Genomic DNA, 14,755 nt, shown 5'->3' with positions numbered 1-14,755 from the left:
AGAGGACGATGGGCACGGGATCGGCACATGAGAATACGTATGCTGGGCGCTTACGCGATCGGTTGGTGACACCGACCTGCCGGGACTTCGTGCAGGCCTGGATGCGCTGGCGAGGGGACGCAGTGGCGCCGCGCCGTGGGATGATCGAGCTTGGTGACATCGCCCGCCACCTGCACTGGCTCAGCGTTCTTGAGGTCCGGTCCGCCGACGAGATGGTTTTCCGGCTGGTCGGTACCGCCATAAACAACACCCGCGGCCGCGAGCTGACCGGGACCAATCTGCGCGACTTGTCGCGACCGCAGGACTGGCCGCGCCGGTCGGCGATCAACGTCGAATTGGCCCGCTACCCGTGCGGCATCGCTTTCAAGGCGCTGTTCGAGTACAGCATCGGCCCGCCGGTCTACTCCGAGTACGTCTGCCTGCCGGTGTTCGCGGATGCGGACGACGCGCCGACCCAACTGTTCACCATCCGTCAGCCGGTCGAGGACGTGGTCCTGCGCCTGCCGCAGCTCGACCCGGTCTACAATCCGGTCGGCGACGACAATCGCTTCGTCGACCTTGGTGCAGGCGTGCCCGATCCGGCGATGCTGCCGGTCCCGCTCGATCCGCTGATCCTGTAGCGGTGCCGGGCTAGATGAACGAGGCTTCGCGGACCTGCGCGGAGCGCCTGCCGTCGGGGGTGTCGATCTCGACCGCCGTGCCGTCCTTCCAGTGCGTCATCCGGATCATGCCGATGGCAACGTTGGTCTTGAAATCCGGCGACCACGCAGCCGATGTGACCTCTCCGACGCGGTCGCTGCCGGCATGGATGGGCCACGGCCGCGTGCAGGCGGGGACCGGATCCCCGGCGATGGCGAGGCTCCGGATCTGGCGCACGGGCCCTTCGGAAGCGACCCGCAGCAAGGCATCGCGGCCGACGCAGCCGATCGCCGTCTGGGTGTCGCAGAACCGGCCGAGGCCGCACTCGTGAGGGGTATTGTCGCGTGTCATGTCGTTGCCATAGGACAGCAAACGCGCCTCGATCCGCTCGATCAGGTTGGGGCAGCCGGCCCGCACCTGCAGGTCATCACCGGCGGCCATCAGCGCGTCCCAGACCGCCTCGCCGATGTCGGAGCCAGTGACATAGATCTCGAACCCGCCTTGCTTGGAGTAGCCGGACCGGGCGACCGGCATCTCCCGACCCTTGAAGCTCAATAGGGCGAAGCGGAAGAACTTGATATTCCGCACCCCCTCGCCGAACACCCGGGCCATCAGTTCCTCGGCCCGCGGGCCCTGCACGGCCAGCGGCGCCACGTCCGGTTCGTTCACGTCGACATCGAGCCGGAACCCGTAGGCCAGACCCTTTGCCCAGAACAGCAGGTCGCTGTCGGCGATGGAGATGTAGAACTTCTCATCGGTGAACTTCAGCGCCACCGGGTCGTTCATCATCCCGCCGGTCTCGTCGACGATCGGCACGTAGTAGCACTGTCCCGGATTCATGCCGCGAAGGTCGCGCGGAGTCAGCATCTGCATGAGGCGGGCAGCGTCTGGGCCGCGGATCTCGATCTGACGCTCGCAGGCGACATCCCATACCTGAACGTGACGTTTCAGGTGGTGGTAGTCGGCCACGACGCTCTCGAACACCGTCGGCAGAAGCATGTGGTTGTAGACGGTGTACCCGCGGACGCCGGCTTCGGTGACCCGGCGGGTGAACGGGGTTTCCCGGGTGCGCCGGGAGATCGACAGAACCGGTGCCGACATGGTGCTGCTTCCTGTTGCCTTTCGGCCCCGTGGCCGGTTACCAACCCTGCCCAGCTTTTGGCCGGGTGAACAGCGGATTTCGGCCGGCCGGTCGGGACGGCGGGTGTGACAAGCCGCGTTCAGGCGACTATTGATCTCCGCCGACCAGTCCAACTTCGGCCAGGCGGCCGGAGCAAAGCGTTTCCAGCCAGCATCTAAGGTGCTCAGCATGCTCATTGTCGGGCTTCAGTGTGGTCACGATGCGTCCGTGGCGGTGGTGATGAACGGGCAGGTCCTCGTTCACCTGGAGCAGGAGCGCGTCACCCGCATTCGGCACGACGAAGTGATCGCGGTCGACCTGATCCACCAGGCGCTCGAGTATTGCGGCCTGACGGCAGCGGACGTGGATCTGTTTGCGTTGTGCACCACGCAACGGTTCGGCTACCAGTCGGACGATTCAACGCGGTTGCGCTTTGCATACGCCTGGGAGACCGCCGAGGCGCTCGGCGCCGACAAGTTCCGGCGAACGGTCTTCGACCGGGCGATCGAGATATCGAGGACCATCGAGAACCGGAACATTCGGGAGAACGGCCACTATCTTTACAATTCCGAATGGCCGGACATGGCCGATGTCTGGACGACCAGGCACGGGATGTTGCTGATCGACGAACTGAAGGAATCGATCATCAACGACATTTTCACGACACCAAGCCTCGCGACCGGTCATGTGCTGCCGATGACGGTCACCCTGGACGGCAAGGACTATCCGGCGGTCGGCGTGATGCACCAGCTGTCGCACGCGGCGGCGGCATTCTATCAGTCGAGCTTCGAGACGGCGGCGGTGTTTGCGCAGGACGTCGGAAACCCGGTCCGCAGCCGTAACAAGTATACCGGCGGAATGCTGTTCTATGGTGAAGGGCACCGCCTGATCCCGATCTGGACGGCACCGGTGGCGGCCGGGCTGATCTACAACAGATGCGCCGAGCTTCTGGAGCTTGGCGGCGCCGGTGGACCTGGAAAGCTGATGGGCCTGTCGGCCTATGGCGAGCCGGTGTTCTTTGACAGCCGGTTCATCGGCGATGTCGAGCCGTTGGCCGACCTTTACCTCAACCCGCAGCGCGACCCCGACTTCACCTACGCCTACGGATGGTTCGACGTGGTCGACCAGAAGGCCCGGCAACTCGACTATGCCCTGGACGGACCGGCTTTCGGGCCATTCGGCAAGGACCTTGCCGCTTCAGCGCAAAAGACCTTCGAATCCCTGGTCCTGTTCGTCGTGGAACGGCTGCGGGTCTTGTTGACCAGGGCCGGGCGGATGGGGCCGAACCTGTGCCTGAGCGGTGGGTGCGCGTTGAACTGCCCGACCAACAGCCGGATCGTCGAGGAGACGGCATTCTCTTCGGTCTTCGTTCCGCCGTCTTGCGACGATGGCGGCTTGTCGATCGGGGCATCGCTGTACGCCTACCACCATGTGCTGGGGCATGAACGGCGCGAGACCAACGACCCCACCCGCAGCATCGCCGCCCTGGGTCGCGGGCACACCGCGAAGGCGATTGCGCAGGCGGTCAGCCAGGCCGCCTCGGAATTCGAGGTTGAAACCGATGTCGATCTTGCCGAGCGTGCGGCCGCCGACCTTGCATCGGACAATGTGGTCGCGCTGTTCCAGGGGCGTGCCGAAAGTGGGCCGCGGGCGCTCGGCCACCGCTCGCTGCTCGCCGATCCGCGGAGGACCGAGAACTGGGCGAGGGTCAACGGGTTGAAGTCGCGCGAGCTGTGGCGGCCGTTCGCTCCGGCCTGCCTGTCGGAGAAGCTGCGCGACCATTTCGACGGCGGACCGCCGCACTCGCCGCACATGCTGTTCAACTACCGGGTCCGCTCGCAAACCCTCGGCGCGGTCACCCACGTCGACGGCTCGGCACGGGTCCAGACCGTGCAGCCGGCGAGCGGCGCGTTCCGTGACATCATTGAGGCGTTCGATCGTCAGACCGGGACACCGGTGGTCATGAACACCTCGCTGAACGGCCCGGGCGAGCCGATCGTGGAGACGCCGGAACACGCGCTCAACTTCCTGCGCCGAACCGAGACCGACGTGCTGTACCTGGAGAACAACCGCATCCGGAAGCGGTCTGCCTGAGCGGGCGCCGTCCACTCCGCCTGTCGGCAGACGCGTGCGGCTTGGCGGTGTTGCTCGAATGCGCCTCCACAGCGGTCATGGCACCCCGTATGGTCTCACCACACTGATGGGTCGCGAGCAGACGGAGCTACCATGAAGGCACGGGTGAAATGGGTGGAGGACCGCACGTTCGTTGGCGAGTCTGGCACCGGGCACAAGCTGGTTCTGGGGACGTCGCCGTCGCCAGGACAACCGACCCCGGGACCGAGCCCGATGGAACTGGTTCTGATCGGCACCGGGGGGTGCACCGCTTTCGACGTCGTTCAGATCCTGGAGAAGGGGCGGGAGGCGGTCGAGGATTGTGTCGTGGAACTCGAGGCCGAGCGTGCGGAAACCGAACCGAAGGTTTTCACCCGGATACACATGCACTTTGTGGTCAAGGGTCGGAATCTTGCGATCGCCAAGGTCGAGCGCGCGATCCAACTCTCGGCCGACAAGTACTGCTCCGCGTCGGCCATGCTCGCTCATACGGCGGTGATCACCCACGACTTCGAAGTCGTCGACTCAGCCGCACCCTAGCCGTTCAGGCTCAGGGTGTAGGAGAATCAGGTAAGCGGATCCCGCGTTCCGGGACCCGCCGCCCCGCTATTTTTTCCGCCGCCACGTCTCGACCCCCAGCACGGTCCCGCCGAGCGAGGTCCAGGTCCCGCTGAGCGAGCCGCTGGAATTCAGCGTATAGAGCGCGACACCGGGCCGCTCTCCCTCCTGCTGGTACACGACGGCCAGCGCTCCCTTCTGCAGGATGCCGGTACCGGTCTGCTGCTGACCCGCGATGGACCACATGACGTGGAAGACGTCGCCCGCGCGGACGACCTGCGCTTCGCCTTGGTATGCGCCCTGGCCGTTCGGATTACCGCCTTCCACGGCATAGCGACCGGAAATATCCTGGGCGTGGGATGCGGCGACCGGCAGCAGCAAGACGCAGGCGAGGCTCAGAAGAGATGCGAGCACACAACGCATGACGGCACTCCAAAACGTCTGCTGCCGATTTACGATGAACCGGCCCGGGAGGGACGGCCCACTCTCACCATTGCCGGTCCGCGCCGGCAACATGCCCGGGCAGGCAAGGCTCCGTGACCAAACAACGACTTTATCGAGATCCGCTATTCCATGGGCATTCCGCCCCTGCGCCGCGCAAGAATAGCCAGCCCTCAGCCTGAACGGAAGGTGGCACGGCGTGATTGTCGGATGGTGGTCAGCAGCCATCGTTCCATTGCGTATGGCAGGGCCAGGATACGCAGGAACTCTGTTGGCGGAGGCCGATGTGTAGTGAAAAGGTGGTGCCGCAGAAGGGACTCGAACCCCCGACCCTCGCATTACGAATGCGATGCTCTACCAGCTGAGCTACTGCGGCCCTGGAAAAGACGCGCCCTAGATACGGTTTGCGGGCCGCTGATGCAAGTGCGGTGCGTGCGGGCCGTGCAGATCAGTTGAGGGTCACGGCACCGATGCCCGGGAATACCACCGCCGAACGGCCGCCGGAGCGGCTGTCGTCACCGTTCAGCAACTGCTTCAACGGATCGGCGTCGCCGGAACGGTAGGCCTTCAGAGCGCCCTGGATCGCCTTGACGCGCGCCAAGCCGGCCTGCGCCGTCGCCAAGCGCTCGCTTGCCGCGCTTGACAGGCCGGCCCCGGCCCCTTCGACCCGACGGTAGATGCCGCTGGAGAGTCCGGTCAGGACCTGGTTGCGGGTCAGTTCCACCGACCGCCCTTCCAGGTCGACCACGCTGGTGTCGTCGGCGCGCACGACGCCCTCGCGGGCGACGCCGATCTCGATGCCGAGGCGCCGATAGGACGCGTAGGCGCTGTCACCCCGGCCGGCCTCGTCGGCGTATGCGACTTCCACACTGACTACCCGCAGCTGAACGAAGAAGCGATTTGAAGCGAGAGTGGCCGGGTCGAGCGACTTCTCGGCGGCCTGCAACGCCCGCTCGGCGGAGGCATCCGCCTCTTCCGTGGTCTGCACCGCCTCGAACACCGTTCGCAGCGCGTGGCGCAGGCGGTCCAGAAATCCGATGTCGTCGCGGCCATCGGGCTCAACGGTCAGGAACAGCCGATCGTCGGGCCGCGAATGACGAACGGTCGACAAGGCGGCGAGATCGATCGGCGGCGACGATGGCCTTACCGGACGGTTCGCTCCCGCCTCATCAACGGCGAGCGTTGTCCCGATGCTCTTGGAACTGACAGGAGCGAGCACGGCTCTGTCCCTTCTGGGCGGCAGGCTCCCCCACGGCACCTGCCTAGCGTATCCGGCGTTCTGTTCCGGATAGGACGAATTCTAGCCAAAAGTGTTTGGAGAGTCTTTACGAAAAATTAACCGCAATATCGATTCATCGTTGAGCGATCCGCGGACGGAGGCGATCGCTCACGCAGCCGGAGGCAGCGAAGGCGGCATTTCGACGACATCGACCTCAAGTTCGGCGACGTCATCGCTGCTGAGCACGCTGACACGCGGCGGCAAGGTCCAGGCCACCGTGTCGAACTCGCCGCAGTGGCCGCAAACCGCCGACCAGTCGGGCGCGACCGCGCCGCAACTTCCGCAGGTCCATGCCGGGTCGGCCGGGGCTGAACCGGAACGCTCCAGCCAAAGCCGGGCGGCCCGGTCGTCTCCGTGCTCAGCGTCCTCGAGCCGTGCCCGCAGGCGGCAGGCGCGCGCCGTCAGATCGGCGCCGGACAGCGCCTCCAACTGCACCCGGGCCTCGCCCCACAGTTCGGCATCGAGCGCCGCTTCGGCGATGGTCATGCGGCTTTCGGGATGGTCGGCCGCGTGATCGGCCAGGGCATGCAGCCGCTTGAAGCGGTCGATCGGGTTCGTTTCGGTAAGCAGACCGCGATACGCGTCCGCCAGGGCCGGATGCGGTGACTTCGGCCATGCCTCCTCGATCAGCCGCTGGCCTCGCTTGGCCTTGCCGGTTCGGCCGAGCAGTTCGGCCTCCAGTGCCAACGCCGGCACGAAACCCGGAACCGACTCGCGAGCCTTTCCGGCGAGCTCCAGCGCTTCGTCGATCTTGTCGGCGGCAAGCGCCTCGCGGGCCCGTTCGGTGAGCAACGCCGCGCGATGCCGCCGGCCATCCTCTTCCGGCACGATCCGGCGCTTGACCGCGTCGTACAGGGCAACCTGGGCGTCGAACCAGCGCCCCACCCGCGCACGACCGTACAACCGGGTGGTTGCCACCAACGGCGCATCGGGCCGCATGGCATAGGCTTCCTCGGCGAGTTCGAGTGACCGTGCCTCGTCGCCCCGTGCAAGTGCCTGCCGCAGCAACCCGACGATCCCGAGGAACGCGGTGTCTTCGTTGTCGCGCAGGGCGGCGAAATACCGTGCCGCTGCCTCGGTGTCGCCGTTCAGCGCCGCCGCCTGGGCCGACAGCAACCGGGTCAGGCTGGGGTCGCGCAGCAGGCGGTCGGCCTCACGGGCCTGGCGTCGGGCTTCTTCGGCGTCCCCGGCGGCAATTGCGGCAAGCCCGAGGGTCAGGGCGCGGAATCCAGCTTCCCGGCGCTGGTCGGCGCGGCGACGCATGGCGACCCAGGGAGCGCCGAGCGCGCTGGCGGCCATGCGCAGGCCGATGCCGGCCACCCAGATCACCGCGACCGCGACCGCCATGAACAGCGCGAACGGCATCTCCAGCCGCCAGCCGATCCAGTCGATCCGGATGTCACCGGGATTGCGGACCAGCCAGATCGCCAGCGCGACCAGGACGGCGAGGCGGATGATGTACAGGAACGAGCGGCGCACCGGATCAGCCCCCAGCCACGCCGGCCAGGGCCTTGGCCTGGATGGTCCGGACGGATGCGTCAACCGTGACGCGGGCCTCGGCATCGGCCAGCCAGCCGGCGGTCGCCTTGGCCGGATCGCCATCCAGTTTCCTGACCGCAGCGATCGCCGCGGTCAGGTCGCCGGCCGCCAAGGCCGTCTCTGCCTCTACCAGATAGGCGTCCAGACCCTCGGATTCCGCCGTGGCGGTTCGCCGGATGGTGACCAGCGAGGCGACACGGGTCAGCGCCTGCCCGATCACTCCTTCACCGGTTCCCACCACCGAGGCATCAACCGCGGCGGATGCGGTCCGGCCGAACCGCTCGCGCAGCACGGCCATCGAGGGAACGCCAGTGGCATGGGGGGCCAGGGTATCAAGGGCACCGGATACCTCCGGGTCGCCCGGTGCGGCGGCGCGCAACGCTCCCAGTTCGGCGTTGAAATCGGCGGACGTGGCCGATGTGGCGGCGAGTTGGTTGGCGGCCAGCAGGAACGCACCGGCCTTCTCCCGGCCGCTGCGGGTGTTCTCGAGAGCCTTGGCCAGTTCCTCCACGCGCCGCTGCATTTCATCAAGGCGACCCTGCGCGCTGGCCTGAAGGGTTTCCAGCCGAACCACGTCCTCGGCGCTCTTACGGACTTCGCCGTCGAGACTGCCTGACAGGTTGTCCAGGCGGGACTGCAGCGCATCCAGGCGTTCCGGAGCGACTGCCGGCGCCGCCGGTTCCTGCTCCAGCGCGCTGACCCGCCCGGTGAGACCCTGAAGACGCTCCGAGAGTTTTGCGGCCAGGGGACCGAGCCCCTCGGTGCCGCCGCTGGTGGCCAGCCCTTCCCGCACGATGGTGACTTCGTCGGCGACTGCGTTCAGCTTCCGGGTTGCCGCATCCAGACGGGCTTCCAGGGCGGTGATCGCGCCAGTGTCGGCGGTCGGCTCGACTGGCTTGCTCTCGACGGCCGCGAGGCGTTGCTCCAGGGCGTTCACCCGGTCGATCAACCGGTCGACGTCACCCGCCAGCGCCGGGTCGGCGGTGGTCGCCGGCGGTTCCGGCGCCTTGACGGTCGGCGTCGCCGCGGGGGCCGTGGTTTCGTTCGCGGCCGCCGGCTTCGACTCGGCCGGTGGCGTTTCAGTTGGCGCCGTGGCCATCCCGATCTCGGGCAGGGTGATGCCGATGCGCTGCGCCAGGGGGGCGACCTGGGCGCGCCACATCGGGTAGGTGGCGTATCCGGCCCCGACTGCCAGGACCACCAGAATGGCCAGCACCAGATACCGTCGCCCGCCGCCTGTGCGGGTCGGTGCAGGATTGGCGTCAGCATCGGACGGTTCGGCGGCGCGACCGTCGCGACTGCCGGCCATCAGGATGTCGTCGGCGGCATTGGCCGCGATGGTATCCGCAGAAACCGTCTCGGCGTCGGCAGCCCCTTCGCCCAACCGGATTGGCTCGGCATCGTCGGTCGGGGAAGCGGTGTCGCCCTTCGGCGTGTCGGCCATCGCAAGCTCCTGTCAGTCCGGATTGGACGAGATGGTATCGTCCAGCATCGCCAGCAAGTCATCGCGTGTCGGCCGCGCCGCCGTACGAATCGTCGCCCAAGGCAGCGTCTTGACGGTATCGGCTATCGGGGGTGACAGGCAATGGGCGGCCATCGTGGTCACCCGTCTGTCCAGCCCGGCGTCGAGCACCAGCCTAACAAACCGTTCCGCAGTTCGGGGGGAGAAAAACAATACGGCGTCCGCCGGCCGGTCCGTCAGGGCCCGCAAACCGGCGTCGGACAGACGGTCCACTGCTTCAGCCCTGTAGACGACGGCGCGTTCGACCGCGAAGCCCCGCTTGCCGAGTTCGGTCGTCAAATCCACCCGCACCTCGTCGCCGCTTGCCCACAGGATCGGACCGTTCTCGGGTTTCAACCGCGCTTGGATCAAATCGACCAGGGCGCCGCCGGTTCCCCGTGCGGCGGTCACCGGACTGAAGCCGACCGCCAAAGCTTGTTCTGCCGTGGCCTCGCCCACCGCAAACACCGGAACAGCGCGGCGGTCGGTCGCGGAGGCGAGACCGTCGACACCGTTGCGGCTGGTCACCGCGGCCGCCTGATACCGCTCGGCATCCTGGAGTTGGATGCCGGTCGACCGGATGACCAGCATCGGGGCGATCACCGCCTCGTGCCCGCGCCTCGTCAGGTCGATGGCCAGCGCTTCGGCCTCGGCCTGCGGGCGGGTGACCAGGACCCTGCAGGTCATCGCCGCACTCAACGGGCGAGGAAGTTGCGCCCGCAGCGGGCAAGGATCGCCTCGCCAACGGTTTGGCCCAGCGCTTCGGGGTCATCGGTGCCCGAGGTGTCCGCCGCGCCGTGGCTGCTCTGGCCGTCCAGGGAGAACACCGTGCCGGTCAAGGTCAATCGCGTGCCGCCGAGCGTGGCGTGCCCGGCGATCGGGGTGCGGCAGGAACCGTCGAGTGTCGCCAGCATGGCGCGCTCGGCGGTAACCCGCAGGCGGCTCGGCCGGTCGTCGAGAGCGGCGAGCCAGCCCCGGATCTCGGCATCGCGGGCCGAGGCCTCGCCGTCACGGCACTGGACGCCGATGGCGCCCTGGGAGACCGCTGGCAACATCTCGTCGACGCTGAGGATCCGCGTTGCCTTGTCGAGCATGCCGAGTCGGCTCAGTCCGGCGGCAGCCAGGAACGTGCCGGCAACCTCGCCCTCAGCCAGCTTGCGCAGCCGGGTTTCGACGTTGCCGCGGAACAGCACGACCTGCAAATCCGGCCGGCGGTTCAACACCTGGGCGGCCCGTCGGACCGAGGCGGTTCCGATCCTGGCACCCTGCGGCAGGTCGTCGATCCGGCCGGCAACCGGCGACAGCCACGCGTCGCGCGGATCCTCGCGCGGCAGCACGGCCACCAGCACAGAAGCGGGCGCGATGACCGTCTCCATGTCCTTCATCGAATGCACGGCGGCATCGATCTGGCCGGCCATCAGCGCCTGCTCGATCTCCTTGATGAACAGGCCCTTGCCGCCGATCTCGGCCAGCGGCCGGTCGCGCACCGCGTCACCGGTGGTGCGGATCTCCTGGATGGCGATGGCACCGGCGAGCTCCGGCCACGCGGCGACGAGCCGGTCGCGCACCTCGTGGGTCTGGCGCATGGCCAGCGGCGAACCACGCGACCCGAGAGTGAGGCGCGGCGGATTGGTCGACGAAGGGGCGTTGTTTGCGCTCATGCCCGCATCGTGTAGACGGAAGCGGCACGCACGAAAAGGGGGCGCCGTTGGACGCGCGACCGAAATCCGGCCCGGTCCTGGGCATCGAGACCAGCTGCGACGAGACCGCGGCGGCCGTTGTCGCACCGGACCGGCGCATCCTGTCGAACGTCGTGCTGTCGCAGCTCGACGAGCACCGGATCTACGGCGGGGTCGTGCCGGAAATCGCGGCGCGCGCGCATCTCGATCATCTTGACGCGGTGATCGCGCAGGCGATGTCGGACGCCAATCTGGGGTTTCCCGACCTCGCGGGGGTGGCCGCGACCGGCGGTCCAGGTCTGATCGGCGGGGTGCTGGTGGGGGCGACCACCGCCAAGGCAATCGCGATGGTCCACGACCTGGCGTTCATGGGGATCAACCACCTGGAAGGACACGCACTGACCGCGCGGCTGACCGATGGCATCGACTATCCCTATCTGCTGCTGCTGGTATCCGGCGGGCACTGCCAGTTGCTGGCGGTGGAGGGTGTCGGGCGGTATCGCCGGCTCGGCACCACCATCGACGACGCGGCCGGCGAAGCGTTCGACAAGACCGCAAAGCTGATGGGCCTCGGCTACCCGGGCGGACCGGCGCTGGAGCGGGCGGCCGAGCGCGGCGACGCCACCCGCTTTGATCTGCCACGCCCGATGGTCGGACGGCCGGGATGCGACTTCTCGTTCTCCGGGCTGAAGACCGCGGTGCGCCGACGGGTCGAGGAACTGGGCAACGGTCTGGACGACCGGGCCAAGTCCGACCTGGCAGCCAGCTTCCAGGTGGCGGTGGCGGCCTCGCTGGTCGACCGTTCCGGGCGGGCAATCGCGCTGTTCGAGGCCGAGCACGGCACCGGACGCGGTTTCGTGGTCGCCGGTGGCGTGGCAGCCAACAAGACGTTGCGGGCGGCGTTGGCCGGCTTGGCGGAGCGCCGCGGCATGGCTTTCGTCGCACCACCGCTGGCGCTGTGCACCGACAACGCCGCCATGATCGCCTGGGCCGGGCAGGAGCGGCTGGCGCTCGGCATGGTCGACGGTCTGGACTTCCGGCCGCGGCCGCGCTGGCCGCTGGATCCGGATGCGGCGCGGTCGATCGGCGCCGGGGCGGTGAAGGCATGACGGCCGACATCGCGATCCTCGGCGGCGGCGCCTGGGGACAGGCGTTGGCGATACTGGCCCGCCGCGCCGGGCAGCGTCCGACGCTATGGGCGCGGCAGCCGCGCAACCTGTCATTCGATGATTCCGGCATCGCGGTAACCGGCGAGTTGGCGGCGGTGCGGGCGTCGATCGTGCTGCTTGCGGTTCCGGCCAAGGCGGTGCGCCCGGTGGCGGCGGCGTGGACAGCGGCCGGGGGTTCAGGCGTGCTGGTGTCGTGCGCCAAGGGCTTCGATCCGGACAGCGGTCGGATGCTGTCCGACGTGCTGGCGTCCGACGCGCCAAGCAACCCCGTGGCGGTGCTGTCGGGCCCGACCTTCGCGGCCGAGGCGGTGCGCGGCGTGCCCACCGCCGCGACCGTCGCATGCAGCGACCAGGACGTCGCCGACCGGATCGCAGCGGCCGTCGGTTCGCCGACCTTCCGGCTGTACACCACCACCGACGTGATCGGGGTGGAGGCGGCCGGCGCTTTCAAGAACGTGCTGGCCATCGCCTGCGGCATCGCTGACGGCATGGCGCTCGGCGACAACGCACGCGCCGCCCTGATCACCCGCGGCCTTGCCGAGCTGGCGCGGTTGGCGGCGGGGCTGGGCGGGCGGGCCGAAACGGTGATGGGCCTCGCCGGGCTGGGCGACGTGGTGCTGACCTGCACCAGCGGCCAGTCGCGCAACTACGCTTTCGGACGCCGGTTGGGCGAGGGCCGCAGCATCGACGAGGCCCTGTCGGCCAGTGCCGGCGTGGTCGAGGGGGCGGCAACGGCGGCCAGCCTGCTGGCGCGCGGCCGGTCGCTGGGACTCGACTTGCCGGTGACCGAGGCGGTCGACGCGGTGCTGAACCGCGGCGCCGACCTGAAGGCGACCGCCGTGGGCTTGCTGGCGCGCCCGTCGCGGGGGGCCGAGACCGCCTGACCTTCCGCCGCCGCGCCCGATCGGCTAGCGTTCGGCGCAATCAAGGATCAGGAACCCGGAGAGACCGATGCTCTACGCCATCTACTGTATCGACAAGCCGAACTCGATGGATCTGCGGATGGCGCACCGCCCGGAGCACATCGCCTACCTCAAGTCCAAGGAAGACCAGATCCTGGTCGGCGGCGCGCAGCTGGCCGAGGACGGCGAGGCCATGCTCGGCTCGGTCCTGATCATCGACGCCGCCGACGAGAAGGCGGCAAAGGCCTTTGCCGACGGCGATCCGTTCGCCAAGGCCGGCCTGTTCGAGAGCGTGCGGATCACCCGCTGGCGCAAGGCGTTCTTCAATCCGGCCGTCGGTGCCTGAGGGAGGGCCGAAACATGGCGTACTGGCTGTTCAAGTCGGAACCGGGGGCGTGGTCGTGGGACGATCAGGTCGCCAAGGGCGAGGTGGGCGAGGGCTGGAACGGAGTCCGCAACTACCAGGCGGCCAACAACATGAAGGCCATGGTCGTCGGCGACCGCGGCTTCTTCTATCACTCGGTCGACGAGAAGCGGATCGTCGGCATCGTCGAGGTGATCGAGACCTACCACCCCGACCCGACCGACGAGTCCGGCCGGTTCGGCATGGTCACCATCAAGGCGGTCAAGCCGGTGAACAAGCCGGTCACCCTGGCCGACGTCAAGGCCGAGCCGCGGCTGGAAGGCTTCGCCCTGGTTCGCCAGTCGCGCCTGTCGGTGGTGCCGGTGACCGATGACCAGTGGGAACTGCTGTGCGGGATGGCCGAGACAAAGGGATGAGATAGGGACGCCGGCACACGCCAGGACGCGGCCGGCACCGGCCGACGACGACGATCCGATTGACGGAGTCGCCGTCGGCCCGCATTCGGAGCCGGTTTAGTAGTCCATACCGGCGCCGGCCATTGCGTCGGTCTTGTCCGCCTTGTCGGCGACCATCGCCTCCGTCGTGATCAGCAATCCGGCGATCGAGGCGGCACCCTGCAGAGCCAGGCGAACGACCTTGGCCGGGTCGATGATTCCCGCCTTCACCATGTCGACATACGAACCGGATTGCGCGTCGAATCCGTGGTTGGAGTCGCTCTGTTCCAGGAGCTTGCCGACGATGATCGAGCCGTCCGCGCCGGCGTTCACGAAGATCTGCCGGGCTGGCGCCTGCAACGCGCGTCGGACGATGTTGATGCCGGCCTTCTGGTCGTCATTCTCGGCCTTCAGGCTGCCGAGTTGCTTGCTCGCGTACAGCAACGTGACGCCGCCTCCGGCAACGATGCCTTCCTCGACCGCGGCCCGGGTAGCGTGCACCGCGTCGTCGACCCGGTCCTTGCGCTCCTTCAGTTCAACCTCGGTGGCACCGCCGACCCGGATGATGGCAACGCCGCCGGCCAGTTTGGCCACCCGCTCCTGCAGCTTTTCCTTGTCGTAGTCGGAGGTCGTTTCCTCGATCTGTTGTTTGATCTGGGCGATTCGCGCGGCGATTCCCGCTTTGTCGCCCGTGCCGTCGATCACCGTGGTCGTATCCTTGTCGATCACCACCCGTTTGGCGCGGCCGAGCATGTCCAGGTTCACGTTCTCAAGCTTGGTCCCGAGGTCTTCCGAGATCACCTGGCCACTGGTGAGAATGGCGATGTCCTCAAGCATCGCCTTGCGGCGATCGCCGAAGCCCGGCGCCTTGACGGCCGATACCTTGAGACCGCCGCGCAGCTTGTTGACCAACAGGGTGGCGAGCGCTTCACCTTCCACATCCACGGAGAGGATCAGCAGGGGCCGGCCCGACTGAACGACCGATTAGAGAAGCGGCAGCAGCGTCTGTAGGCCGGTC

Annotated in this window: 14 protein-coding genes, 1 tRNA gene and 1 pseudogene; 7 read left to right on the top strand and 9 right to left on the bottom strand. The window is 67.8% G+C overall.

The features are described from left to right. Window positions 1–65 precede the first annotated feature (65 nt). Window positions 66–620, top strand: coding sequence for a PAS domain-containing protein (locus tag RIC54_RS03115; RefSeq protein WP_350098499.1), 555 nt, complete (start codon window positions 66–68; stop codon window positions 618–620). A gap of 10 nt (window positions 621–630) precedes the next feature. Here the strand turns inward: RIC54_RS03115 and RIC54_RS03110 are convergent, their stop codons facing one another. Further along, the gene (locus tag RIC54_RS03110) at window positions 631–1,740 is read right to left on the bottom strand and encodes a dimethylsulfoniopropionate demethylase (protein ID WP_350098498.1); all 1,110 of its coding nucleotides are present in this window, start codon (window positions 1,738–1,740) and stop codon (window positions 631–633) included. A 208-nt stretch (window positions 1,741–1,948) separates the two neighbouring features. On the opposite strand from RIC54_RS03110, the gene RIC54_RS03105 reads away from it, so the two are divergent. Next, on the top strand, window positions 1,949–3,853 hold the full coding sequence (locus tag RIC54_RS03105; protein WP_350098497.1) for a carbamoyltransferase C-terminal domain-containing protein: 1,905 nt from the start codon (window positions 1,949–1,951) through the stop codon (window positions 3,851–3,853). A 132-nt stretch (window positions 3,854–3,985) separates the two neighbouring features. Beyond that, entirely contained in the window at window positions 3,986–4,411 is a 426-nt protein-coding gene (locus RIC54_RS03100; RefSeq protein WP_350098496.1) for an OsmC family protein, read from the top strand. 66 nt (window positions 4,412–4,477) lie between these two features. Here the strand turns inward: RIC54_RS03100 and RIC54_RS03095 are convergent, their stop codons facing one another. The 7 genes from RIC54_RS03095 to hemC all read right to left on the bottom strand — a co-directional run bounded on the left by RIC54_RS03095 (window position 4,478) and on the right by hemC (window position 10,850). Next, window positions 4,478–4,852: a hypothetical protein gene (locus tag RIC54_RS03095; protein ID WP_350098495.1), complete on the bottom strand. Its 375-nt coding sequence runs from the start codon at window positions 4,850–4,852 to the stop codon at window positions 4,478–4,480. Window positions 4,853–5,170: 318 nt separating this feature from the next. Continuing rightward, window positions 5,171–5,246 (bottom strand) — tRNA-Thr (locus tag RIC54_RS03090). A gap of 72 nt (window positions 5,247–5,318) precedes the next feature. Next, window positions 5,319–6,089 (bottom strand): hypothetical protein, encoded by a 771-nt coding sequence (locus RIC54_RS03085; protein ID WP_350098494.1) that lies wholly within the window; start codon window positions 6,087–6,089, stop codon window positions 5,319–5,321. A 168-nt stretch (window positions 6,090–6,257) separates the two neighbouring features. Continuing rightward, window positions 6,258–7,628: a heme biosynthesis protein HemY gene (locus RIC54_RS03080; protein ID WP_350098493.1), complete on the bottom strand. Its 1,371-nt coding sequence runs from the start codon at window positions 7,626–7,628 to the stop codon at window positions 6,258–6,260. Between the two features lie 4 nt (window positions 7,629–7,632). Next, complete coding sequence (locus RIC54_RS03075) at window positions 7,633–9,132, bottom strand: mitofilin family membrane protein (protein WP_350098492.1); 1,500 nt, start codon at window positions 9,130–9,132, stop codon at window positions 7,633–7,635. A 12-nt stretch (window positions 9,133–9,144) separates the two neighbouring features. Further along, window positions 9,145–9,876 carry a uroporphyrinogen-III synthase gene (locus tag RIC54_RS03070; RefSeq protein ID WP_350098491.1) on the bottom strand — a complete coding sequence of 244 codons (732 nt, stop codon included), beginning with the start codon at window positions 9,874–9,876 and terminating at the stop codon, window positions 9,145–9,147. Between the two features lie 8 nt (window positions 9,877–9,884). Beyond that, window positions 9,885–10,850 (bottom strand): hydroxymethylbilane synthase, encoded by a 966-nt coding sequence (gene hemC / locus RIC54_RS03065; protein ID WP_350098490.1) that lies wholly within the window; start codon window positions 10,848–10,850, stop codon window positions 9,885–9,887. A 47-nt stretch (window positions 10,851–10,897) separates the two neighbouring features. On the opposite strand from hemC, the gene tsaD reads away from it, so the two are divergent. The 4 genes from tsaD to RIC54_RS03045 all read left to right on the top strand — a co-directional run bounded on the left by tsaD (window position 10,898) and on the right by RIC54_RS03045 (window position 13,719). Beyond that, entirely contained in the window at window positions 10,898–11,977 is a 1,080-nt protein-coding gene (gene tsaD / locus RIC54_RS03060) for a tRNA (adenosine(37)-N6)-threonylcarbamoyltransferase complex transferase subunit TsaD (protein ID WP_350098489.1), read from the top strand. After that, complete coding sequence (locus RIC54_RS03055) at window positions 11,974–12,921, top strand: NAD(P)H-dependent glycerol-3-phosphate dehydrogenase (protein ID WP_350098488.1); 948 nt, start codon at window positions 11,974–11,976, stop codon at window positions 12,919–12,921. Before tsaD ends, RIC54_RS03055 begins: the two co-directional genes overlap by 4 nt. 67 nt (window positions 12,922–12,988) lie before the next feature. Continuing rightward, window positions 12,989–13,285, top strand: coding sequence for a YciI family protein (locus RIC54_RS03050; protein ID WP_350098487.1), 297 nt, complete (start codon window positions 12,989–12,991; stop codon window positions 13,283–13,285). Window positions 13,286–13,299: 14 nt separating this feature from the next. Then, on the top strand, window positions 13,300–13,719 hold the full coding sequence (locus tag RIC54_RS03045) for an EVE domain-containing protein (RefSeq protein ID WP_350098486.1): 420 nt from the start codon (window positions 13,300–13,302) through the stop codon (window positions 13,717–13,719). 96 nt (window positions 13,720–13,815) lie between these two features. Here the strand turns inward: RIC54_RS03045 and groEL are convergent. Beyond that, window positions 13,816–14,755 (bottom strand): annotated as a pseudogene (groEL, locus tag RIC54_RS03040) (chaperonin GroEL); the annotation flags it as partial.

It is taken from the genome of Thalassobaculum sp. (genome assembly GCF_040219215.1).
In the GTDB taxonomy this organism is placed as follows: Bacteria; Pseudomonadota; Alphaproteobacteria; order Thalassobaculales; family Thalassobaculaceae; genus Thalassobaculum_A.
Note: the sequence above shows the minus strand (reverse complement) of the source record. Positions and strands in the feature narration are given on the sequence as shown.